The organism is Nocardioides sp. NPDC127503 (assembly GCF_040302165.1).
In the GTDB taxonomy this organism is placed as follows: domain Bacteria; phylum Actinomycetota; class Actinomycetes; order Propionibacteriales; family Nocardioidaceae; genus Nocardioides.
Genome location: NZ_JBEORH010000010.1, coordinates 1 through 20983, shown reverse-complemented (window position 1 = coordinate 20983; position 20983 = coordinate 1). Strand labels below are relative to the sequence as shown.

Below are 20983 nucleotides of genomic sequence, written 5' to 3'. Positions count from 1 at the left end.
GGTCCGGCTCAGTCGTGCTGGGTGAACCACTCGTCGAGGAGGGGCCAGGTGCTGTCCCGGGCGGCGCGGCCGGTGAGCAGGCCGAGATGGCCGCCGGGGACGATCTCGAAGCGGAGCTCCTCGGCGCCGGTGAGCAGATCGACCAACGGCCGGACCGAGGCGACGGGACCGATGCCGTCGTTGGCGCCGGCGACAACGAGCGTGGGCTGCTTGACGTCGCGCAGGTAGACGGAGTGATCGTCGCTGATGTCGATCTGCCCGCTGAACAGCGCGTTGGTGCGGAAGAAGTGGTGGTAGAGCTGCCCGAACGTACGCCCCGGGTAGGCGATGATGTTGTCGGTGAACCGGTCGACCGCCTCGAGCTGGGCGAGGAACTCACGGTCGGCCAGGTTGGACAGCTTCGCGACCGGCTTGGTGAACATCTTGTCGACCGAGGAGATCTGAAAAGCCCACCTGACCAGCGGCTTCGGAGCACCACCGAAGGCCTGGTAGGCCGTGGTGACCAGGTTGCCCGGCGGCAGGTTGAGCAGCGGCCGCAGCGGCGCGATCAACGGCACCTGACGTACGTCGCAGGGCGAACCGAGCACCGCCAGCGAGGCGATCGGGAGGTCGGGGGCGTCGGCGGCGGCGAGCATCGTAAAGATCCCGCCCAACGACCAGCCGACCACGTGCACCGGCCGCCCGCCCGCGTGCTCGGAGACCGACCGGATCGCCTCCGGCACGACGTGCGCGATCCAGTGCTCGATGCCGAGGCTGCGGTCGGCGAAGTTCACCTCGCCGTACTCGACCAGATAGGTCGGCCGGTTGGTCTCCACCAGGTGCTCGACGACCGAGCAGCCGCGCCGCAGGTCGTAGCAGATCGCCGGCGCAGCCAGCGGCGTCACCAGCAGCACCGGGTCGCCCTCCGGAGTCGTCCCCGCCACGGGCCGGTAGTGGTAGAGCTCGCGTCGGTTGCCGTCGTCGATCAACGTACGCGGCATCGGCCGAATGTCGGCGAGCCCGCCGTAGAGCAGCGAGTGCGCGACGTTCCCCGCGGCGGCGCCGACCGTGGTGGCGATCGAGGCGGCAGCTTTTCGGGGGTGGGGGAGGATGGCCATTGTGGGCTTAACGTAACCCGTCCTTCGAGGTCACGGCGGGAGCAGCCCCGCACCGCGTGTGACGTCCGTTACGCCTCGAGGAGCCGCTCGCACTCGCTGATGAGCCGCTCGCGAAGCGGGGCGGCCCGCTCGGCGAAGGCGCGTTGGGCGGCGGCGTACTCCTGCTTTCCGGCGGCGGTCTCGATGCGGATCGGGTCGAGGTCGAGCTCGGCCAGATCGTAGGGAGCGGCCTTCATGTCCATTGTGCGGATGTCCCAGGCGAGCTCGAAGCAGTCGGCGACCAGGTCGGAGGAGACCAGCGGCGAGAGTCGGAAGGCGTGCTTGTAGAGGTCCATGTTGCCGTGCAGGCAGCCCGGCTGTTCGAAGGCCACGCGGTCGTCGGATCGCGGCGAGAGGGTGTTGAGCGGCGCTGCGGGCGGGGTGAAGAAGCGGTACGCGTCGAAGTGGCTGCACGCGATGCGGTGGGACTCGACCACGCGGTCGGTGCCGGTGGTTCCGAGGCGCAGTGGCCAGTCGGCGTGGCGTACCTGTTCCGGGGTCAGCCGGTAGACCATCGCCCATTCGTGGAGGCCGAAGCAGCCGAAGTTGGCCTCTCGGGAGGCGGTGGCCCGCAGCAGCTTCAGGAGGGTCTCGACGAGCAGGCGCTTGTCGGCGAGGAACTCGGAGGAGACGGTTCCGGAGGTGTAGCCGCGCAACGAGGAGTACTCCGCAGCGTCCGACAGTCGAACCCCGAACCCCGGGTGCCAGCGCAGCAGCTGGGCTGGCCGGTAGGAGTAGTAGGTGAAGAGGAAGTCGTTGACCGGGTGCTTGACCCGGGCGCCGCGGCGGGCGAGATGCGGCTCGACATAGGGCGCTAGGCGCGAGCGGTGAGCGGCCGCGCGAGCGGTCCACTCCGAACGCGACAGCACCTCCACGACGTACAAGCCTACGAAGGCGGCGCATAGTGAAGTGAATCGTGGCGACGGGTCCGGATAGGCTCAGCACGTGCGCATCGCCAGATTCACGACCAAGGGTGGCGAGCCCCAGTTCGGCGTCGTCATGGGGGACCTCGACGGCTACGGCCAGCTCAGCGAGGACGCGACCGTCGTCGCGCTCCAGGGCGACCCGCTGTTCTCGGGTGTCAACATCACCGACCAGGTCCACAAGTTCGAAGACGTCAAGCTGCTCGCGCCGGTGATCCCGCGCAGCAAGGTGGTCGCGGTCGCCCGCAACTACGCCAAGCACGCGGCCGAGCTCGGCAACGAGGTCCCGCAGGAGCCGCTCTTCTTCATCAAGCCCAACACCGCGGTCTGCGGCCCCGGTGACGCGATCCAGCGACCGAGCAACGTCGAGGACCTCCACTTCGAGGGCGAGCTCGCGATCGTGATCGGCCGGATCTGCCGCGACGTCCCGGTGGAGAAGGTGAAGGACGTCATCTACGGGATGACGGTCGCCAACGACGTCACCGCGCGTGACGTGCAGCGGCGGCTCAACCACTTCTCGCAGGCGAAGGGCTACGACACCTTCTGCCCGCTCGGTCCCTGGATCGAGACCGACGTCGAGCCGGAGCAGCTCGCTGCCGGCGTACGCATCCAGACCTTCCTCAACGGGGACGTCGTCCAGGACGGTTCCACGAAGGACCTCGTCCACGACATCCCGAAGCTGATCGCCCACATCAGCAGCGTCATGACGCTGCTGCCGGGCGATGTGATCCTCACCGGCACCCCCGAGGGTGTCGGCCCCATGGAGCCCGGCGACGAGATCGAGATCTTCGTCGAGGGGCTCGGAGCTCTGACCAACAAGGTGGCACAGCGTTGAACAACAAACTCGAGCCGAAGGACTACCGAGTCCGGATGGCGCCCTCGCCGACCGGCTCGCCCCACGTCGGCCTGGTCCGTACCGCCCTGTTCAACTGGGCCTTCGCCCGCCACCACGGCGGCACCTTCGTCTTCCGCATCGAGGACACCGACAAGGCGCGCAACACCCAGGAGTCCTACGACGGGCTCATCGACCTGATGCGCTGGCTCGGCCTCGACTGGGACGAGGGCGTCGAGGTCGGCGGCCCCTATGGCCCCTACCGCCAGTCGGAGCGCTCGGAGATCTACGCCGACGCGCTCGGCCGGCTGCGCGCCTCCTCCCACGTCTATGAGTGCTACTGCACCGGCGAGGAGACCACCGCCCGCTACGAGGAGCGCCTGGCCGCCTACAAGGCCGCCAAGGCCGAGGGGATCAAGGGCGAGGCCCCGGCCCAGGGCTACGACAACCACTGCCGCGACCTGAGCGAGGACCAGATCAAGGCGTACGAGGCGGAGGGCCGCTCCTCGGTCCCGCGCTTCCGCATGCCCGACGGCTCGATCACCTTCAACGACCTCGTCCGCGGCGAGGTGACCTTCGAGACCAAGCATGTCCCCGACTACGCGCTCGCGCGTGCCAACGGCGACCCGCTCTACACGCTCACGGCGCCGGTCGACGACGCCACCATGAACATCACCCACGTCTTCCGCGGTGAGGACCTGCTGAGCAGTACGCCGCGCCAGATCGCGCTCTTCGACGCGTTCGTCGAGGTCGGCCTGGCCGATCGTGCTCCGGAGTTCGGTCACCTGCCCTACGTCATGGGCCAGGGCAACAAGAAGCTCTCCAAGCGCGACCCGGAGGCGCACGCGCTGAAGTACCGCGAGGAGGGGTTCCTGCCCGAGGGGCTGCTCAACTACGTGGCGCTGCTGGGCTGGGCGATCGCGGCCGACCGCGACATCTTCACCATGGAGGAGATGGTCGAGGCCTTCGAGATCCACGACGTGGTCAAGAACCCCGCCCGCTTCGACGTCAAGAAGGCGGAGGCGATCAACGCCTCCCACATGCGGCTGCTGCCGGTCGAGGACATCACCCACCGGGTGATTCCCTTCCTCAAGGCCGACGGGATCATCAGCGACCCGGTCAACGATGCCGACGCGCAGATGCTCGAGGCCGCGATGCCGCTGGTCGCCGAGCGGATCAACAAGCTCGGCGAGGCCTCCGACATGCTGCGGTTCCTCTTCGTCGCGGAGACCGACTTCGCGCTCGACGAGGAGGACGCCGCCAAGCTGCTCGACGAGGAAGGCCTGGGTGTCGTCCGGGCCTCGCGCGACGCCCTTGCGGGGCTCCACACCTGGTCGACGGCCGAGATCCAGGACGCGCTGACCGCGGCCCTGATCGACGGTCTCGGGCTCAAGCCGCGCAAGGCGTACGGCCCGGTCCGGGTCGCGGTGACCGGCAAGCGGATCAGCCCGCCACTGTTCGAATCCATGGAGCTGCTCGGTCGGGAGCGTACGCTGGGGCGCCTGAAGGCGGTTCTCGGGAGGAGCTGAACGTGGCAGGACGGGCAGGATGAGCACGGTCATGGAGCCGCCCTCGGGATTGGCGTACTACCAGGTGCAGCGCAGTGGGCGCAGTGGCTGGGGGCGACCCCTGATCGGACTCATCCTGATCGGACTGTGTGTCTTCTTCGTCTCGCCGGCGGTGGTGCTGGCCGGGTTCGAGCTCTTCTTCCTGCTCACCGGAGACAACGTTGCCACCGGGATGGCCAACGTCTCCGACGTGGAGAACGTCACCCCGGAGTCGCTGGCGTTCCTGTTGCTCTCGCTGGCCGGGGCGATCCCGGCGGCGATGCTGCTGTGCTGGGCGCTGCACGGGCTGCGGCCCGGGTGGCTGGCCTCGGTCGAGCGGCGGATCCGCTGGCCGTGGCTGCTGCAGTGCCTCGGGATCGCGGCGATCACGATGGTGGTCACCGTCATCATCGCCTCCCGGCTGCCGATCCCCGGCGACGACCTCGGCCCCAGCACGCTCAACCCCTACACCAGCACGATGCGCGACTTCGTGCTCGTCATCGTGCTGCTCACCCCGCTGCAGGCGGCGGGGGAGGAGTACCTCTTCCGCGGCTACATCTTCCAGACCTTCGGTTCGCTCTTCGGCGGGATGCTGGGCGCGCGTACGGTCTCGGTGACGATCACCGCGCTGCTGTTCGCCTTCGCCCACGGGTCCCAGGACCTGCCGCTGTTCCTGGACCGCTTCGCCTTCGGCATCGTCGCCGGCATCTGCGTCATCGCCACCGGCGGTATCGAGGCGGGCATCGCAATGCATGTCCTCAACAACTTCGTCAGCCTCGGCATGGCCGTGGCCTTCGGCGACATCTCGACGGTGCTCAACACCACCGAGGGGTCGTGGTGGCGGATCCCGGTCACCCTGGTCCAGTCGGGCGTCTTCCTGGCGCTGACCGTCTGGGCTGCGCGATCCGCGGGCCTCTCGACCACGACGAGGAGCCCGGGATCTGGCCCAGCGGGCGTGCCGATTTCGTAGCCTGGGGGCCTCGCCGGTAATGTTTCCTCTCGGTTCGAGGGAGAAATCCCGAGGGCCAGATCGCTCTTGTTGGCGGCCTCTGAGGCTAAGTCGACCAAGACGATGGGCTATGGTGTAATTGGCAACACGACTGGTTCTGGTCCAGTTATTCTAGGTTCGAGTCCTAGTAGCCCAGCGGATCCTCTCCGGAGGATTTGGGAGTCACCAAAGCGGTTCGCTAAGGTTTCACCCGCTGCAAGCCCCCGTCGTCTAGCGGCCTAGGACGTCGCCCTCTCACGGCGGTAACGCCGGTTCAAATCCGGTCGGGGGTACAACGCAGGGAGAGCCCCGAGTCACTGACTCGGGGCTCTTCGCTATTTCCGCTGCAGGTGCGAATGGGGCCGCTGTCGGAGGGGGTCCCGATGTGGGGGATCGCCAGGTCATCCGGTAATGTTTCTCCTGCCCGCGAGGCCGAAAGGTCATCGCAGGAGGTGCAAGCCCCCGTCGTCTAGCGGCCTAGGACGTCGCCCTCTCACGGCGGTAACGCCGGTTCAAATCCGGTCGGGGGTACAACGCACGGGAAGCCCCGAGTCACTGACTCGGGGCTTCTTGGTTCTCCGGGTCCAAGTCGAGCTGCATCCAGGTGACGTCGTGCCAGGCGTCGAACTTCCAGCCGATCCTTCTGTACGTCCCCACCTCGGTGAAGCCGAAGGAACGATGGATCCCGAGGCTGGCGTCGTTCGGGATGGCGATGCCGGCGAGCGCGCGGTGGAAGCCGCGCTCCTTCAGGTATGGGAACAGGGCTGCGTACAGGGCCTTGCCGGCGCCGTTGCCGCGCCGGTCCCGGTCGAGGTAGATCGACACGTCGCAGGCCCAGCGGTAGGCGGCGCGGGTGCGGTGCTGGGTGGCGTACGCATAGCCGAGCACCTCCGGGCCGGCCTCGCCCTCGGTCTCGAGGACGAGCCAGGCGTGCTCGGCCAGGGACGACTCGATGCGGCGCGCCATCTCCTCGACCGTTGGCGCCTCGGTCTCGAAGGAGATGACGGTGTCGCGGACGTACGGCTCGTAGATGGCCGCGCAGGCGGCAGCATCCGCAGGCGTTGCGTGGCGGATGGTCCAGGAGGGAGGCATGTCTCCTATAGTAGTCACGTGGCTGACGATAGTGACAAGTTTGGTGAAGCCCTGGCGTCCAACATCAGGTCGGCGCGGGAGTCACTCGGGATGACCGTCGCGGGCCTTGCTGACGCGTCCGGGGTGTCCAGGGCGATGATCTCGAAGATCGAGCGGGGAGAGGCGCAGCCGACCGCGGTCCTGCTCACCCGGCTCTCCGGGGCGCTGGAGCTGACCCTGTCGGAGCTGATCGCGCGGGCCGAGGGGGACGCTGTCCGCGTGGCCCGGCGCTCGGAGCAGACCGAGTGGACGGACCCCGAGACCGGTTACGTACGCCGCGCCGTATCCCCGCCCGCGCGCGGGATCCTGGAGCTGGTCGAGGTGGAGTTTCCGGCCGGTGCGTCGGTGGCCTCGCCCGCCTCGGCATACCACTTCAAGGAGCAGCAGATCTGGGTGCTCTCGGGACACCTGCGGTTCATCGAGGGGGACCTCGTCCACGAGCTCGACGCGGGTGACTGCCTGCAGCTGGGGCCGCCTGCCGACTGCGTCTTCGTCAACCCGACCGACGAGCCCTGCCACTACCTGGTCGTGATCGGCAAGCGGCGCGGGTGAGTCAAACCGGGTTGCCCCTGCTCCAGACCCTGTGGGTGAGGGGAACCCCGGGGCGGTAGGCCAGATGCTTGGCGGAGGGGGCATCGAGCGCCTGCAGATCGGCGCTGCCGCCTTCGCTGATCCGCCCGGCCGAGTGATCGAGGCCGAGCGCGGTGGCGCCGCCGACCGTCGCTGCCCAGAGCGCCTCCTCGAATGTCAGGCGCTGTTGGAGGACGGCGGTGGCCACGCAGAACCCCATCGAGGTCGTGAACGACGAGCCGGGGTTGCAGTTGGAGGCGATCGCAATCGTGGCGCCGGCGTCGACCAGCTCGCGCGCCGGGGGAAAGGGCTCGCGGGTGGAGAGGTCGCAGGCCGGAAGGAGGGTGGCGACGGTGTCCGACCCGGCGAGCGCGTCGACGTCCGTCGAGCTCAGGTGGTTGCAATGGTCGACGCTCGTCGCGCCCATCTCGACAGCCAGCCGTACGCCGCCGGACTCGCCGAGCTGGTTGCCGTGGAGTTTGACGCCGAGGCCCGCGGCTCGGCCGGCTTCGAGAATCTCGCGGGACTCCTCGACGTCGAAGGCGCCCTGCTCGCAGAAGACGTCGATGTAGGTCGCGTAGGGCGCGACGGCCGCCAGCATCGGGCCGGTCACCAGATCGATGTAGGCGCGACGGTCGACGCCCGCGGGGACGACGTGAGCGCCGAGGTAGGTGACCACCTCGGCATGCTCGGCGCTGATCCGCGCCAGCCGCTGCTCGGTCTCGACGTCGAGGCCGTAGCCGGTCTTGGCCTCGATCGTCGTGGTGCCGCCGCGGTAGGCCTCCTCGCGCAGCCATCGGGCCCGGGCGCGGAGGTCGTCGTCGGTGGCGGCTCGGGTGGCTTCGACGGTACGCATGATCCCGCCGGCCTCGTAGGGCCGGCCGGCCATCCGGTCGATGAACTCCTCGGCGCGGTCGCCCATCGAGACCAGGTGGGTGTGGGAGTCGACCCAGCCCGGGAGCACCGCGCGACCGCCGAGGTCGTCCCGAGTGTCGGCGGCCGGGGCCTGGTCGGCTGGGCCGATCCAGGCGATGCGGCCGTCCTCGATCACCATGGCGGCGTCATGGAGGGTGCCGTGCTCCTCGGTGTGCGTGGTCAACTCGCCGATGTTGGTCAGCAAATGGCTCATCCGAGCTCCTTCAGCGCTTGCGTGAACATGGCGGCCGGGTCGCGACCGTCGGCCAGGCGACCGTCCTCGGCCACCACGCGCCCGCCGACCACGACGCGACGTACGTCGCTGGCGGTCGCCACCAGGGCGAGCTGGTCGAGGGCGGCTCCGGCGGTGCGTACGGAATCGGGTTCGAGCTCCACCAGATCGGCGCAGGCTCCGGTCCGGAGGCCGCCCGGGAGGCCGGAGGCGGCGTAGCCGGCGCTCGTGCGGGCGGACTCGAGATCGGCGGGGGAGAAGCGTCCGCGCTGCCGGCTGCGGAGCCGTTCGCCGGCCTCCAGGCCGCGCACCTCGAGCCAGGGGTCGATGACGGCGTTCTGGTCGGAGCCGAGCGCGATGCGTACGCCTGCGTCGGCCAGGTCGCGGGCGGGTCCGATGCCGTCGCCGAGGTCGGCCTCGGTGGTTGGGCACATCACCACCCCGGCGCCGCTGTCCGCGATGAGGGCGATGTCGGCATCGGTCAGATGCGTGGCGTGGACCAGCCAGGTGCGCGGCGAGAGGGCACCGGCGTCGGCGAGGACCTGGACGGGCGTCCGTCCGTACGCCGCGAGCGACTGCTCGTTCTCCGCGGGCTGCTCGGAGACGTGGACGTGGAGGGGCACCTCGGCGGGCAGCCGCTCGGCGACGAGCGCGATGTCGTCGGGGGAGACGGCGCGGATCGAGTGGATGGCCGCGCCGACGGCGTGCGTCCGATGGAGCCGCTGCCAACGCTCGAGCCAGGCCTCGGCGGTGCCGTCTCCGAAGCGGCTCTGCTCGGGGAGGAGCGGCTTGCCCGGGGCGCTGGACAGGTAGAGGGTGTCGAGGAGGGTCAGCCGGATGCCGACGGCGCTCGCGGCCCTGGTGAGAGCGGTGCCGAACGCGTTGGGGTCCTCGTAGGGCGTCCCGTCGGGACGGTGGTGGACGTAGTGGAACTCGGCGACGGTGGTCCAGCCGGTCACCAGCATCTCGGCGAAGACGGCCTCGGCCAGGCGCTCGTAGGAGTCGGGGGTGAGGCGGTCGGCGACGGCGTACATCTGCTCGCGCCAGCGCCAGAAGTCACCTCCCTGGTCGTGCGTACGGCCGCGCAGCGCGCGGTGGAACGCGTGGGAGTGGGCGTTGCCGGAGCCGGCGAGCACGGTGCCGAGGCGGAGGTCGGCGGACTCCGGGCACTCGCCTGAGGTGATCGCGGTGATCCGGCCCTCGGCGACCTCGATCACGACGTTGGTCAGCTCGCGGTCCTCGACCAGCGCCCGCTCGGCATGGATCCGGGTCATCCGCGGGGCTCGCTCGCCAGCAGCCGGACGGCCTCGGTCAGCGCCCTCGCCCCGGCGCGGCAGTCCTCGTCGGTGGCGGTCTCGTGCGGGGAGTGGGAGACGCCGGTGGGGTTGCGGGTGAAGAGCATCGCGGTGGGGATCTCGGCGGCCAAGATGCCGGCGTCGTGTCCGGCGCCGGTGGCGAGCACCGGTACTCCGCCCAGCGCGCCGACCAGGCGTTGTTGCAGGTCAGGATCGAAATGGACCGCCGAGACGTACGACTCCTCGGTCACTTCCAGGGTGCAGCCGTGCTCCTCGGCGGCCGCGTGCGAGGCCGTCAGGATCTCCTCGAGGAGGGCTCGGGTCTGCGGGTCGGTGTCGCCGCGTACATCGAGCCAGGCATCCACCCGGGAGGCGATGACGTTGGTGCCGCCGGGGATGGGCGTGAGGCGGCCGATCGTGGCCCGGGCGGAGTCGGCCCCGTCGTGGGCCGACGCGATGCGCTGGGCGGCCAGGACCGCGGCGGCCATCGCGGCGACCGGGTCGCGCCGGTCGCGCATCCGGGTCGCGCCGGCGTGGTTGCCCTCACCGGAGAAGACCAGCTTCCAGCGGCCATGGGCCAGGATCGAGGAGGCCACCGCGACCGGTGCGTCCAGATCGGCGAGCCCGATGCCCTGCTCCACGTGGAGCTCGACGAACGCCGCCAGGCTCGCCAGCCGCTCGTCGTCGCGGCCCAGCCCGGCCGGGTCGATGCCGTCGGCACGGCAGGCCTCGGCGTACGTCACCCCGGCGTCGTCGGTGAGCGCGGCCACCGTCGCGCCGGGAAGCGCACCGGTCATCAGCTTCGAGCCCAGGCACGCGATACCGAACCGCGAGCCCTCCTCCTCGCCGAACGCGGCGATCGTCACCGGCCGAGCAGGCACGAAGCCCTCCTCCATCAGCGCCGAGATCGCGGCCAGGGAGGAGGCGACGCCGAGCGGACCGTCGTAGGCGCCCCCGCCCGGCACCGAGTCGAGGTGGGAGCCGATCGCGATCGCCCCGTCCCCGCTCGGGCCCCAGTGAGCCCAGATGTTGCCGTTGCGGTCGGTCTCGACCTCGAGGCCGAGCCCAGCGGACGTACGCCGGAACCACTCCCGCAGCTCCAGCTCGGCGGGCTCGTAGACATGCCGGGAGTAGCCGCCGCGTACGGGATCGCGGCCGATCCCGGCGATCTCGTTGAGCAGGGTGACGACGTCGAGTGTCATTCAGGTCCTTGGTTCAGGTCGTTCAGAAGAGGAACCGTGTTGGTCTCGACACGCCTCCGCCTAGCGGCTCCGGCGGCTCGACCAGCGGGGTCACCGCTGGTCGTGTCGAGACCAACACAATCGCTCCGTTGTCAGGCGTCGAGCATCGGGACGTTGAGTCCCCGCTCGCGAGCGACATCGCGCGCGTGCTCGTAGCCGGCGTCGACGTGGCGCATGACGCCGGTGCCGGGGTCGTTGGTGAGCACCCGCTCGATCTTCTCCGCGGCGAGCGGGGTGCCGTCGGCGACGCAGACCTGGCCGGCGTGGATGGAGCGGCCGATGCCGACGCCGCCGCCGTGGTGGATGCTCACCCAGCTCGCGCCGGAGGCGGTGTTGAGCAGCGCGTTGAGCAGCGGCCAGTCGGCGATCGCGTCGGACCCGTCTTTCATCGCCTCGGTCTCGCGGTAGGGCGAGGCTACGGAGCCGGAGTCGAGGTGGTCGCGACCGATGACGACCGGCGCGGAGAGCTCCCCGGAGGCGACCATCTCGTTGAACTTCAGCCCGGCGAGGTGGCGCTCCTTGTAGCCCAGCCAGCAGATCCGCGCCGGCAGGCCCTCGAAGTGCACCTTCTCGCCCGCCTGGGTGATCCAGCGCTTGAGGCCCTCGTTCTCGGGGAAGAGGTCGACGATTGCTCGGTCGGTCTTGGCGATGTCCTCGGGGTCACCCGAGAGCGCCGCCCAGCGGAACGGGCCGAGGCCCTCCTCGAAGAGCGGTCGGATGTAGGCGGGGACGAAGCCGGGGAAGGCGAACGCGTTCGCGAAGCCGCCCAGACGGGCGCCCTCGCGCAGCGAGTTGCCGTAGTCGAACACCTCGGCATCACGAGCCATGAAGCCGACCATCGCCTCGACGTGCCTGGCCATCGAGGCCTGCGCCTTCTCGGTGAAGTCGTCTGGGTCCTCCGCGGCCCGCGTGGCCCACTCCTCGACCGTGTATTCCAGCGGGAGGTAGGAGAGCGGGTCGTGGGCCGAGGTCTGGTCGGTGACGATGTCGATCTCGACCTCGCGCGCCAGGATCTCCGGGAAGACCGCGGCACAGTTGCCGACGAGGCCGATGGAGCGCGGCGTACGCGACTTCTTGGCCTCCTCGGCCTGGGCGAGCGCGTCGTCGAGCGACGACGCGACGGTGTCCATGTAGCCGTGGTCGACACGGCGCTGGAGGCGGGCCGCGTCGACGTCGACGACGATCACGACGCCCTCGTTGAGGGTGACCGCGAGCGGCTGGGCGCCACCCATGCCGCCGGCGCCGCCGGTCAGCGTCACGGTGCCAGCCAGAGTGCCACCGAACCGCTTGCGGGCGATGGCGGCGAAGCACTCGTAGGTGCCCTGCAGGATGCCCTGGGTGCCGATGTAGATCCATGAGCCGGCGGTCATCTGGCCGTACATGGTCAGGCCGAGCGACTCCAGCCGACGGAACTCGGGCCACGTCGCCCAGTCGCCGACGAGGTTGGAGTTGGCGATCAGGACCCGGGGCGCCCACTCGTGGGTGCGGAAGACGCCGACCGGCTTGCCGGACTGCACCAGCAGGGTCTCGTCGGCCTCGAGCTCGTCGAGGGTGCGGACGATGGCGTCGTACGCCTCCCAGGAGCGCGCGGCGCGGCCGGTGCCGCCGTAGACGACCAGGTCGTCGGGACGCTCGGCCACCTCCGGGTCGAGGTTGTTCATCAGCATGCGCTTGGCGGCCTCGGTCTGCCAGTTCTTGGCGGTGATCTCGGGGCCGTGTGGTGCGCGGACAGTGCGTGGTTCGCTCATGTCGCTCATCACATCACTGAAGCGAGCGAGCGCGCACGCGAAAGAAGGGTGCCGTCGGCGACGAGGCCGACGACCGACTTGATGTCCGGAGACAGGAAGCGGTCCGGGCCGGGGGCGGGGACCAGATTGCGGATCTCCTCGACCAGCGCGGCGCCCACCGGGCCGGGACGCTCGGGTGCGCGCATGTCGATCGCGCGGGCGGCGGTGAGGATCTCGATGGCGACGACCTGCTGCGCCCCGGAGATCGCGCGACGGAGCTTGCGGGCGGCGTTCCAGCCCATCGAGACGTGGTCCTCCTGCATCGCGGAGGTGGGGATGGAGTCGACCGACGCCGGGACGGCGAGGCGCTTGAGGTCGGAGACGATCCCGGCCTGCGTGTACTGCGCGATCATGTGACCGGAGTCGACCCCGGGGTCGTGAGCCAGGAACGGCGGCAGCCCGTGGTTGCGGGACTTGTCGAGGAAGCGGTCGGTGCGGCGCTCGGAGATCGAGGCGAGGTCGGCGGTGGCGATCGCCAGGAAGTCGAGTACGTAGCCGATCGGCGCGCCGTGGAAGTTGCCGTTGGACTCGACCCGGCCGTCGAGCGTGACCACCGGGTTGTCGACCGCGCTGGCGAGCTCGGTCTCGGCCACCCGGGCGGCGTGGGCCATGGTGTCGCGCACCGCGCCGTGGACCTGAGGCGCGCAGCGCAGCGAGTAGGCGTCCTGCACCCGGGTGAACCCGGTGCCGCGGTGGTCGGCGACGATGCCGCTGCCTGCAAGGACGGCGCGGATGTTGGCCGCCGAGGTCGCCTGGCCGGCGTGCGGGCGCAGGGCCTGGAGGTCCTCGGCGAAGACGCTGTCGGTGCCCTGGAGCCCCTCGATGCTGAGCGCTCCGGCGATGTCGGCGGTGGCCACCAGGTCGTCGAGGTCGGCGAGCGCCAGGACGAGCATCGCCAGCATCCCGTCGGTGCCGTTGATCAGCGCCAGCCCCTCCTTCTCGCGCAGCTGCACCGGGGTGATCCCGGCGGCTGCCAGCGCGTCGGCGCCGGAGACGAGGTCGCCGTCGGCGTTGCGTACGTCTCCTTCGCCCATCGCCGCGAGCGCACAGTGCGCCAGCGGAGCCAGGTCGCCGGAGCAGCCGAGCGAGCCGTACTCGCCGATCACCGGGGTGACCTGGGCGTTCAGGAGCGCGGCGTAGGTCTGGGCGACCTCGGGGCGCACGCCGGTCCGCCCCGTGGCGAGGGTCGAGAGACGCAGCAGCATGAGGCCGCGTACGACCTCCTTCTCGATCTCGGCACCCGAGGAGGCCGCGTGCGAACGGACCAGCGAGGCCTGCAGCTGGGCGCGGTGCTCGGGCGGGATCGAGGTGTTGGCCAGGGCGCCGAAACCGGTCGAGATGCCGTAGTGGGGCCGGGTGTCATGAGCCAGCGACTCGATGAGCTCGCGGCTCGTGGCCATCGCGGTCAGCGACTCGTCGGTGAGGGTGATGGGAGCGTTGTGACGGGCGACGGCGACTACCTGATCGAAGGTGAGGGCACCGACCCCGACGGGAACCGTGGTGTAGGTCATGACCAGAGTGGATCACATCACATTCAGGCGGGTGAGCACAGGCCGTTGTCGGCGGCATCCTTCTCCTGCTGCTCGGGGCTCACGGAGTCTGCCGGGACCTCCTCCGGTGAGGCGCTGACCTCGGGATTCGCCGGTGTGGCAGAGGTCGTCGGCGAAGGGGTGGCGGAGGCTGTCGAGTCGTGGAGCGGACGGTCCTCGAGCATCCGGTCCCACAGCTGGTCGGACTCCGGGAGGATCTCGAGACGGCCCCAGTTGGGGTCGCCGGAGGGGAAAGCACGGTTGGGCACGGTCTCGAACTCGATGCTCGACGGATCCAGTTTGCGCATCTCGCCGGCCAGGTCGGCCAGCCCCGCGACGGAGCCGATGTCGGTGGTGATGCTCTTGGAGAGCTCGGTCGCGAACGCGGCCAGCCGGCGCGGGCGGGTCAGGGTGCCGGCGGAGAGGACCTTGGTGGCGAGGGCGGTGAGGAAGTACTGCTGACGCCGCATCCGGCCCAGGTCGGCGTTGGGGGTGGAGGAGCGGTTGCGTACGTAGTCGAGGGCCTGCTTGCCGCGCAGGTTGTGGGTGCCGGCGGGCAGGAAGATGTTGTGCTCCTCGTCGTCGATCGCCTCCGGGATGCAGATCGTGACGCCGCCGACGGCGTCGACCATCCCGCGGAACCCGGCGAAGTCGAGCGCGAGGTAGTGGTCGATCGGGATTCCGGTGAGCAGCTCGGTCTGGCGGGCGGTGCAGATCGGGCCGCCCAGGGAGTAGGCCTCGTTCCACATCACGCCGCTCGCCTCGGGGATCGTGGTGCCGTCCGGGGCGGTGCACTCCGGTCGGTCGACGAGCGCGTCGCGGGGGATCGAGACGCCGTAGGCCGAGGTCCGGTCGGCGGAGACGTGCAGCAGGATCGTGCTGTCGGAGCCGCCGGAGCCACCCTCGCCGTCGATCGAGCAGCCTTTGCAGTCACGTCCGTCGGTGCCCAGGATCAAGATGTTGAGCGGCTGCTTGGGCCCTTCGTCCTCGCTCTTCGGCTCGTCGACCAGGTGGTGGATGTCGCCACCGGAGCCGAGGTTGCGGTTGAGATGGCCGTAGAACGCCCAAGTGCCGATCCCTGTGCCGACCGCCAGGAACAGCATCGTGACCACGACGGTGAGCACGACCGTACGTGTCCCCGACCTCGTTTCGGTCCTCATCACCCTCCCTCGCTGGTCCGCCTGAGCAGACCGACTGCGTGTGCAGCCCACACAGGTTGTACGCGCCAGTGAGCCGAGAGGTTGCTGCTTCAGGTAACGGCATTGTGAAACCATGAGGAAGGCACTGTCCGAAAACCGCGCGTAATTTCTTTCCGAACGCGGCAACATGGTGGACATGGATGGGACGACAAGCGTGACAGGACTCGACTTCGAATCGTGCTACCGCGCTGTTCGATCGCGCGACCGGCGCTTCGACGGCATCTTCTACACGGCGGTGGCCTCGACCGGGATCTACTGCCGGCCCTCGTGCCCGGCCCGCACCCCGGCGCTGGTCAACGTCTCCTTCCACCGCACCGCAGCGGCGGCTCAGGCGGCCGGCTATCGGGCCTGCAAGCGCTGCCGCCCCGATGCCACCCCGGGCAGCCCGGAGTGGGACGTGGCCGCGACCCTGGCCGGGCGTGCGATGCGGCTGATCGCCGACGGCGTCGTCGACCGGGAAGGCGTCGAGGGACTGGCTCGCCGGGTCGGCTACTCGCCGCGCCACCTGACCCGGCTGCTGACCACCGAGCTCGGCGCCGGTCCGTTGGCGCTGGCCAGAGCGCGTCGCGCGCAGACCGCCCGGACGCTGGTCGAGACCACCGAGCTCGGCTTCGCGGACATCGCCTTCGCGGCCGGCTTCTCGAGCGTACGTCAGTTCAACGACACCGTTCGCGAGGTCTATGCGGCCTCGCCGACCGAGCTCCGCGGACGCCGCGGGTCGCGGCGCCGGGCCGACGGGACGATCGCGCTACGCCTCGCTGTCCGCACCCCGTTCGCCGGTCGTGCGCTGCACTCCTTCCTGCGCGACCACCTGGTGCCGGGTGTCGAGGTCGCCGGGGTCGATGGCGGGCGGCGGTGGTTCGCCCGGACGCTCGACCTGCCCAACGGGCCGGGCACGCTGCGTCTCGAGCTCGCCGACATCCCCGAGGGCGAGACCGGTTTCGTCCACGCGACCTTCAAGCTCGCCGACCTACGCGACACCACCGCCGCCGTCGAGCGCGCCCGCCGGCTGGTCGACGCCGACTGCGACCCGCGTGCGGTCGGCGACGTCTTCGTCGACGACGAGGTGATCGGTCCGCTGGCCCGGGCGCTGCCGGGGCTGCGGGTGCCCGGCACCGTCGACGGGGGCGAGCTGGCGCTGCGTACGATCGTGGGGCAGCAGGTCTCGGTGGCCGGTGCACGCACCGTACTGGCGGGGATCGTCGCCGAGCACGGCCGCCCGATCGCGACCGACATCGACGGCCTCACCCATCTGTTCCCGTCCGCGGACTCGTTGGCCGCCGCCGACCCGGCCGGCATGCCGATGCCGCGCTCGCGTGGGCGTGCGGTCACCGGTCTGGCCGCGGCGCTCGCCTCAGGCGAGCTCCAGCTGGACCGCGGCACCGACCGCGACGTCGTGCACGAGCAGCTGATCGGGCTGCCCGGGGTCGGTCCCTGGACCGCCGACTACGTCGCGCTGCGTGCTCTCGGCCATCCCGATGTCTTCCTGCCGACCGATGTCGGCATCAAACGAGCGCTGGAAGTGCTCGGTGCGCCCGCGGCGGATGTCGCCGCATGGCGGCCGTGGCGCTCGTACGCCCTGCTCTACCTGTGGACCTCACTGACTGCCTTGGAGAAACTGTGATGTGGACTCTCATCGACTCGCCCGTCGGCGAGCTCCGGCTGGTCGCGCACGATGGCGCGATCACCGCGATCGACTTCATGCCGGCCGACTATGCCAAGGGCCGGGTGCTCGGGGATCGGTCCGACTCGGATCCGCTGTTGCTGGAGTGTGCCCGGCAGCTCGCTGAGTACTTCAAGGGTGACCGGACGAGCTTCGACCTCCCGCTGGCACCCTTGGGCACCGCGTTCCAGACGCGTGTCTGGGAGCAGCTGCAGCAGATCGAGTACGGCACGACCGCCTCCTACGGCCAGATCGCCGGCCGGCTGTCGCTGACCGGCCACGGCGCCCGCGCCGTCGGGCTCGCCAACGGCCGGAACCCGATCCCGATCGTCATCCCGTGCCACCGCGTCGTCGGCGCGGACGGCTCCCTGACCGGCTACGCCGGTGGCCTGGACCGCAAGACGACGCTGCTGGGCCTGGAGAGCGGCGTCCTCTTCTGATGCCGAGACTGCAGTTGCGGCGGCCGACTCTTCACTTCTGGCGTACGTCGCTGGTGGCCGCCGCGCTCCTCGCCGCTCTTGCTGGATGCGGCGCGGAGTCCGCGGAACCCGCAGAGCCTTCAGAGCCCGCGACCGGGGAGAGCCGGAGCGAGGCCGAGAACGCGCTGCTGGTCAACGGCCGGGCCAGGTGTGACCAGGACGTGTCGAGCGACGAGGCGAAGGACACGATCGAACGCGTCGGCGGGCTCCAGCAGCCGACCTGGTCGGTGCGGTTCGCCGAGAGCACCGCCGCCGGAGTCGTCGTGCTGGTCACCGGAGACCTCGAGGACGCCGAACCCCGGCTCTTCGACGACTACCGCGTGGCCGTGATCGTCGCCTCGTCCGAGGATCAGACGCGTGCGGAGGACTTCAGGGCCGTACGTGATGCGGTGCGGGACATCTGCGGCTGAATGCTCACCGAGTTACCTCGGTCAGGTGACGCTTCCCTCGTGGAACTCCGCGAAGGAAGCGCGTGCTCACCGAGTTACCTCGGTGAGCATCCGGCGCTCTACTCCGCAGCCGCCCGCCGCAGCGACTCCGAGAGCCGGTCGGCGGCGGCGAGGACGGCGGGCGCGTGCATCTTGCCGGGCTGGCGAGTGAGGCGCTCGAGGGGGCCGGAGACGGAGACGGCGGCGATGACCTTGCCGCCGGGGGAGCGGACGGGCGCGGACACCGACGCGACGCCGGCCTCGCGCTCGCCGATCGACTGCGCCCAGCCGCGGCGGCGGATGCCGGAGAGGGCGGCGGCGGAGAAGGCGGCGTTCTGCAGGCCGCGGTGGAGGCGCTCGGGGTCCTCCCACGCAATCAGTATTTGAGCGGCCGACCCGGCACGCATCGTCAGCTGCGAGCCGACGGGGATGGTGTCGCGCAGACCGGAGGGGCGCTCGGCGGCAGCAACACAGACACGGAAGTCGCCCTGGCGCCGCCACAGCTGCGCCGACTCACCGGTGATGTCGCGCAGACGCGCGAGGACGGGCCCGGCGGTGGCCAGCAGCCGGTCCTCGCCGGCGGCGGCGGAGAGCTCGGCGAGGCGTGGGCCGAGTACGAAGCGGCCCTGCATGTCGCGGGCGACCAGTCGGTGGTGCTCGAGGGCGACCGCCAGACGGTGTGCGGTCGGACGGGCGAGACCCGTCCCGGCCACCAGACCCGCAAGGGTCGCCGGGCCGGATTCGAGAGCTGTGAGCACAAGGGCGGCCTTGTCGAGCACACCCACACCGCTGGAACTGTCCATATCGCAAGACTAACTTCTCAGAACCTGAGATGCAACGTTACGCTCGGAGAAGCAGACTGGAAGTGGCGGATCTGACATTGCGATTCAACGCTCGAACCGCCACCGGCCACTACAGACCAAAGATGCCAGATGGAGAACGTGTCATGGGCAGGACCTTGTCGGAGAAGGTGTGGGACGAGCATGTCGTCCGGTCGACCGCGGGAGAGCCCGATCTCCTTTACATCGACCTTCACCTCATCCACGAGGTGACGAGTCCGCAGGCCTTCGAGGGCCTGCGTCTGTCCAACCGCAAGGTGCGCCGCCCGGACCTCACCATCGCCACCGAGGACCACAACGTACCGACCCTCGACTGGGACAAGCCGATCGCCGACCCGGTCAGCCGGACTCAGGTCGAGACGCTGCGGAAGAACGCCGAGGAGTTCGGCGTACGTCTCCACCCGCTCGGTGACGCCGAGCAGGGGATCGTGCACGTGGTCGGGCCGCAGTTGGGGCTCACCCAGCCGGGCATGACCATCGTGTGCGGTGACTCGCACACCTCCACGCACGGCGCGTTCGGCGCGATCGCCTTCGGCATCGGCACCTCCGAGGTCGAGCACGTGCTCGCGACGCAGACCCTGATGCAGGACAAGCCGAAGACCATGGCTGTCACGGTCAACGGCGCCCTGCCCGACGGTGTCAGCGCCAAGGACCTGATCCTCACCCTGATCTCCAAGACCGGCACCGGCGGTGGCCAGGGCTACATCGTGGAGTATCGCGGCGAGGCCATCCGCGAACTCTCCATGGAGGCCCGGATGACGATCTGCAACATGTCGATCGAGTGGGGCGCCAAGGCCGGCCTGATCGCCCCCGACGAGACGACCTTCGCCTACATCAAGGACAAGCCCGAGGCCCCGAAGGGCGCCGACTGGGACCAGGCCGTCGCGCACTGGAAGTCCCTGGTCACCGACGAGGACGCCGTCTTCGACAAGGAGATCGTCCTCGACGCCGCCGAGGTCACCCCGTTCGTCACCTGGGGCACCAACCCGGGCCAGGGCGTCCCGCTGGGCGCCGCCGTCCCGAACCCCGACGACTTCGAGGACGCCGACGAGAAGATCGCGGCCGAGAAGGCCCTGACCTACATGGGTCTCGAGGCCGGCACCCCGATGCGCGAGGTGCACATCGACACCGTCTTCCTCGGCTCCTGCACCAACGGGCGCATGGAGGACCTGCGTACGGCCGCCGACATCATCCAGGGCCACAAGGTTGCCGACGGCACCCGCTTCCTGGTCGTCCCGGGCTCGGCCAAGGTGCGCCTCCAGGCGGAGGAGGAGGGTCTGCACAAGATCTTCCTCGACGCCGGCGCCGAGTGGCGCGGCGCGGGCTGCTCGATGTGCCTGGGCATGAACCCCGACACCCTCGCCCCCGGCGAGCGCTCGGCCTCCACGTCCAACCGCAACTTCGAGGGTCGCCAGGGCAAGGGCGGTCGCACCCACCTGGTCTCGCCGGAGGTGGCTGCCGCCACCGCCGTACGCGGCACCCTCTCCTCGCCCGCCGACCTGACTCTCGTGGAGGCCTGAGAACCATGGACAAGTTCACCACGCACACCGGCGCCGGCGTACCGCTGCGCCGCAGCAACGTCGACACCGACCAGATCATCCCGGCGGTCTACCTCAAGCGCGTCACCCGCACCGGCTTCGAGGACGGCCTCTTCGCCGCCTGGCGCAACGACCCGACCTTCGTCCTCAACAACGAGGCGTACGCCGGGGCCTCCGTCCTCGTCGCCGGCCCCGACTTCGGCACCGGCTCCTCGCGTGAGCACGCCGTCTGGGCGCTGATGGACTACGGCTTCCGCGTCGTCATCTCGAGCCGCTTCGGCGACATCTTCCGCGGCAACTCCGGCAAGGCCGGCCTGCTCGCGGCGAAGGTCGACGAGAAGGTCGTCCAGAAGCTGTGGGACTACCTCGACGACAACCCCGGCGCCCAGATCACCGTCGACCTGGAGTCGCGCACCGTCCGTGCCGGCGAGGGTGTCGACGTCATCGAGGACTCCTTCGACATCGACGACTACACCCGCTGGCGCCTCCTCGAGGGCCTCGACGACATCGGCATCACGCTGTCCCACGACGACGACATCGCCACGTACGAGGCGACCCGGCCCTCCTTCAAGCCGGTCACCCTGCACGCCTGAGCATCGCCGAGAAGGCGCTCGCGTCGGCCGAGGCGTCACCTAGGTCGGCCGAGACGTCAGTTACGTAGATCGAATCGTCAAGTGTTGGGGGCCGGGGAGGCACGTCCCGGCGCCCCCC

General features: G+C 70.0%; 19 protein-coding genes and 3 tRNA genes. 12 read left to right on the top strand and 10 right to left on the bottom strand.

What is annotated here, in order from left to right:
* Positions 1-8: 8 nt before the first annotated feature.
* Both ABTW65_RS21435 and ABTW65_RS21430 read right to left on the bottom strand, forming a co-directional pair.
* Positions 9-1097, bottom strand: coding sequence for an alpha/beta fold hydrolase (locus ABTW65_RS21435; protein ID WP_350663811.1), 1089 nt, complete (start codon positions 1095-1097; stop codon positions 9-11).
* A 68-nt stretch (positions 1098-1165) separates the two neighbouring features.
* Positions 1166-2011 (bottom strand): 3-methyladenine DNA glycosylase, encoded by an 846-nt coding sequence (locus ABTW65_RS21430; protein WP_350663809.1) that lies wholly within the window; start codon positions 2009-2011, stop codon positions 1166-1168.
* Positions 2012-2081: 70 nt separating this feature from the next.
* Here ABTW65_RS21430 and ABTW65_RS21425 point away from each other — a divergent pair, with 70 nt between their 5' ends.
* From ABTW65_RS21425 to ABTW65_RS21400, 6 genes are all read left to right on the top strand, one after another.
* Positions 2082-2894 carry a fumarylacetoacetate hydrolase family protein gene (locus tag ABTW65_RS21425; protein ID WP_350663807.1) on the top strand — a complete coding sequence of 271 codons (813 nt, stop codon included), beginning with the start codon at positions 2082-2084 and terminating at the stop codon, positions 2892-2894.
* Positions 2891-4420: a glutamate--tRNA ligase gene (gltX, locus tag ABTW65_RS21420; RefSeq protein WP_350663805.1), complete on the top strand. Its 1530-nt coding sequence runs from the start codon at positions 2891-2893 to the stop codon at positions 4418-4420. Before ABTW65_RS21425 ends, gltX begins: the two co-directional genes overlap by 4 nt.
* A gap of 19 nt (positions 4421-4439) precedes the next feature.
* On the top strand, positions 4440-5408 hold the full coding sequence (locus ABTW65_RS21415; protein WP_350663803.1) for a CPBP family intramembrane glutamic endopeptidase: 969 nt from the start codon (positions 4440-4442) through the stop codon (positions 5406-5408).
* A gap of 103 nt (positions 5409-5511) precedes the next feature.
* Positions 5512-5583: transfer RNA gene (locus ABTW65_RS21410), tRNA-Gln, on the top strand.
* Between the two features lie 63 nt (positions 5584-5646).
* Positions 5647-5719, top strand: a tRNA-Glu gene (locus ABTW65_RS21405).
* Between the two features lie 165 nt (positions 5720-5884).
* Positions 5885-5957, top strand: a tRNA-Glu gene (locus tag ABTW65_RS21400).
* 21 nt (positions 5958-5978) lie between these two features.
* On the opposite strand, the gene ABTW65_RS21395 is transcribed toward ABTW65_RS21400, so the two are convergent.
* Entirely contained in the window at positions 5979-6518 is a 540-nt protein-coding gene (locus tag ABTW65_RS21395; RefSeq protein WP_350663800.1) for an arsinothricin resistance N-acetyltransferase ArsN1 family B, read from the bottom strand.
* An 18-nt stretch (positions 6519-6536) separates the two neighbouring features.
* Here ABTW65_RS21395 and ABTW65_RS21390 point away from each other — a divergent pair, with 18 nt between their 5' ends.
* The gene (locus ABTW65_RS21390; RefSeq protein WP_350663798.1) at positions 6537-7109 is read left to right on the top strand and encodes a helix-turn-helix domain-containing protein; all 573 of its coding nucleotides are present in this window, start codon (positions 6537-6539) and stop codon (positions 7107-7109) included.
* Position 7110: 1 nt separating this feature from the next.
* Here the strand turns inward: ABTW65_RS21390 and hutI are convergent, their stop codons facing one another.
* From hutI to ABTW65_RS21360, 6 genes are all read right to left on the bottom strand, one after another.
* Entirely contained in the window at positions 7111-8256 is a 1146-nt protein-coding gene (hutI, locus tag ABTW65_RS21385) for an imidazolonepropionase (RefSeq protein WP_350663796.1), read from the bottom strand.
* On the bottom strand, positions 8253-9548 hold the full coding sequence (locus ABTW65_RS21380; protein ID WP_350663794.1) for a formimidoylglutamate deiminase: 1296 nt from the start codon (positions 9546-9548) through the stop codon (positions 8253-8255). Before ABTW65_RS21380 ends, hutI begins: the two co-directional genes overlap by 4 nt.
* On the bottom strand, positions 9545-10771 hold the full coding sequence (locus ABTW65_RS21375) for an allantoate amidohydrolase (RefSeq protein ID WP_350663791.1): 1227 nt from the start codon (positions 10769-10771) through the stop codon (positions 9545-9547). The genes ABTW65_RS21380 and ABTW65_RS21375 overlap by 4 nt, the downstream gene beginning before the upstream one ends.
* Positions 10772-10902: 131 nt before the next feature.
* Complete coding sequence (hutU, locus tag ABTW65_RS21370) at positions 10903-12558, bottom strand: urocanate hydratase (RefSeq protein WP_350663789.1); 1656 nt, start codon at positions 12556-12558, stop codon at positions 10903-10905.
* Between the two features lie 8 nt (positions 12559-12566).
* Positions 12567-14114: a histidine ammonia-lyase gene (gene hutH, locus ABTW65_RS21365; RefSeq protein WP_502890647.1), complete on the bottom strand. Its 1548-nt coding sequence runs from the start codon at positions 14112-14114 to the stop codon at positions 12567-12569.
* Between the two features lie 17 nt (positions 14115-14131).
* A complete protein-coding gene (locus ABTW65_RS21360; RefSeq protein ID WP_350663785.1) occupies positions 14132-15286 on the bottom strand; it encodes an LCP family protein in 1155 nt (384 codons plus the stop codon).
* A gap of 175 nt (positions 15287-15461) precedes the next feature.
* Between ABTW65_RS21360 and ABTW65_RS21355 the strand changes: the two genes are divergently transcribed.
* The 3 genes from ABTW65_RS21355 to ABTW65_RS21345 are packed head-to-tail and all read left to right on the top strand — an operon-like array spanning position 15462 to position 17877.
* Positions 15462-16949: an Ada metal-binding domain-containing protein gene (locus tag ABTW65_RS21355; protein WP_350663783.1), complete on the top strand. Its 1488-nt coding sequence runs from the start codon at positions 15462-15464 to the stop codon at positions 16947-16949.
* Positions 16949-17428, top strand: a complete 480-nt coding sequence (locus ABTW65_RS21350; protein WP_350663781.1) for a methylated-DNA--[protein]-cysteine S-methyltransferase — start codon at positions 16949-16951, stop codon at positions 17426-17428. Before ABTW65_RS21355 ends, ABTW65_RS21350 begins: the two co-directional genes overlap by 1 nt.
* Positions 17428-17877 carry a hypothetical protein gene (locus ABTW65_RS21345; RefSeq protein WP_350663779.1) on the top strand — a complete coding sequence of 150 codons (450 nt, stop codon included), beginning with the start codon at positions 17428-17430 and terminating at the stop codon, positions 17875-17877. The genes ABTW65_RS21350 and ABTW65_RS21345 overlap by 1 nt, the downstream gene beginning before the upstream one ends.
* Before the next feature lie 98 nt (positions 17878-17975).
* Here ABTW65_RS21345 and ABTW65_RS21340 read toward each other — a convergent pair whose 3' ends face one another.
* A complete protein-coding gene (locus ABTW65_RS21340) occupies positions 17976-18698 on the bottom strand; it encodes an IclR family transcriptional regulator (RefSeq protein WP_008358359.1) in 723 nt (240 codons plus the stop codon).
* Between the two features lie 143 nt (positions 18699-18841).
* Between ABTW65_RS21340 and leuC the strand changes: the two genes are divergently transcribed.
* On the top strand, positions 18842-20254 hold the full coding sequence (gene leuC, locus ABTW65_RS21335; RefSeq protein WP_350663776.1) for a 3-isopropylmalate dehydratase large subunit: 1413 nt from the start codon (positions 18842-18844) through the stop codon (positions 20252-20254).
* A gap of 5 nt (positions 20255-20259) precedes the next feature.
* A complete protein-coding gene (gene leuD / locus ABTW65_RS21330; RefSeq protein ID WP_350663774.1) occupies positions 20260-20865 on the top strand; it encodes a 3-isopropylmalate dehydratase small subunit in 606 nt (201 codons plus the stop codon).
* Positions 20866-20983: the final 118 nt, after the last annotated feature.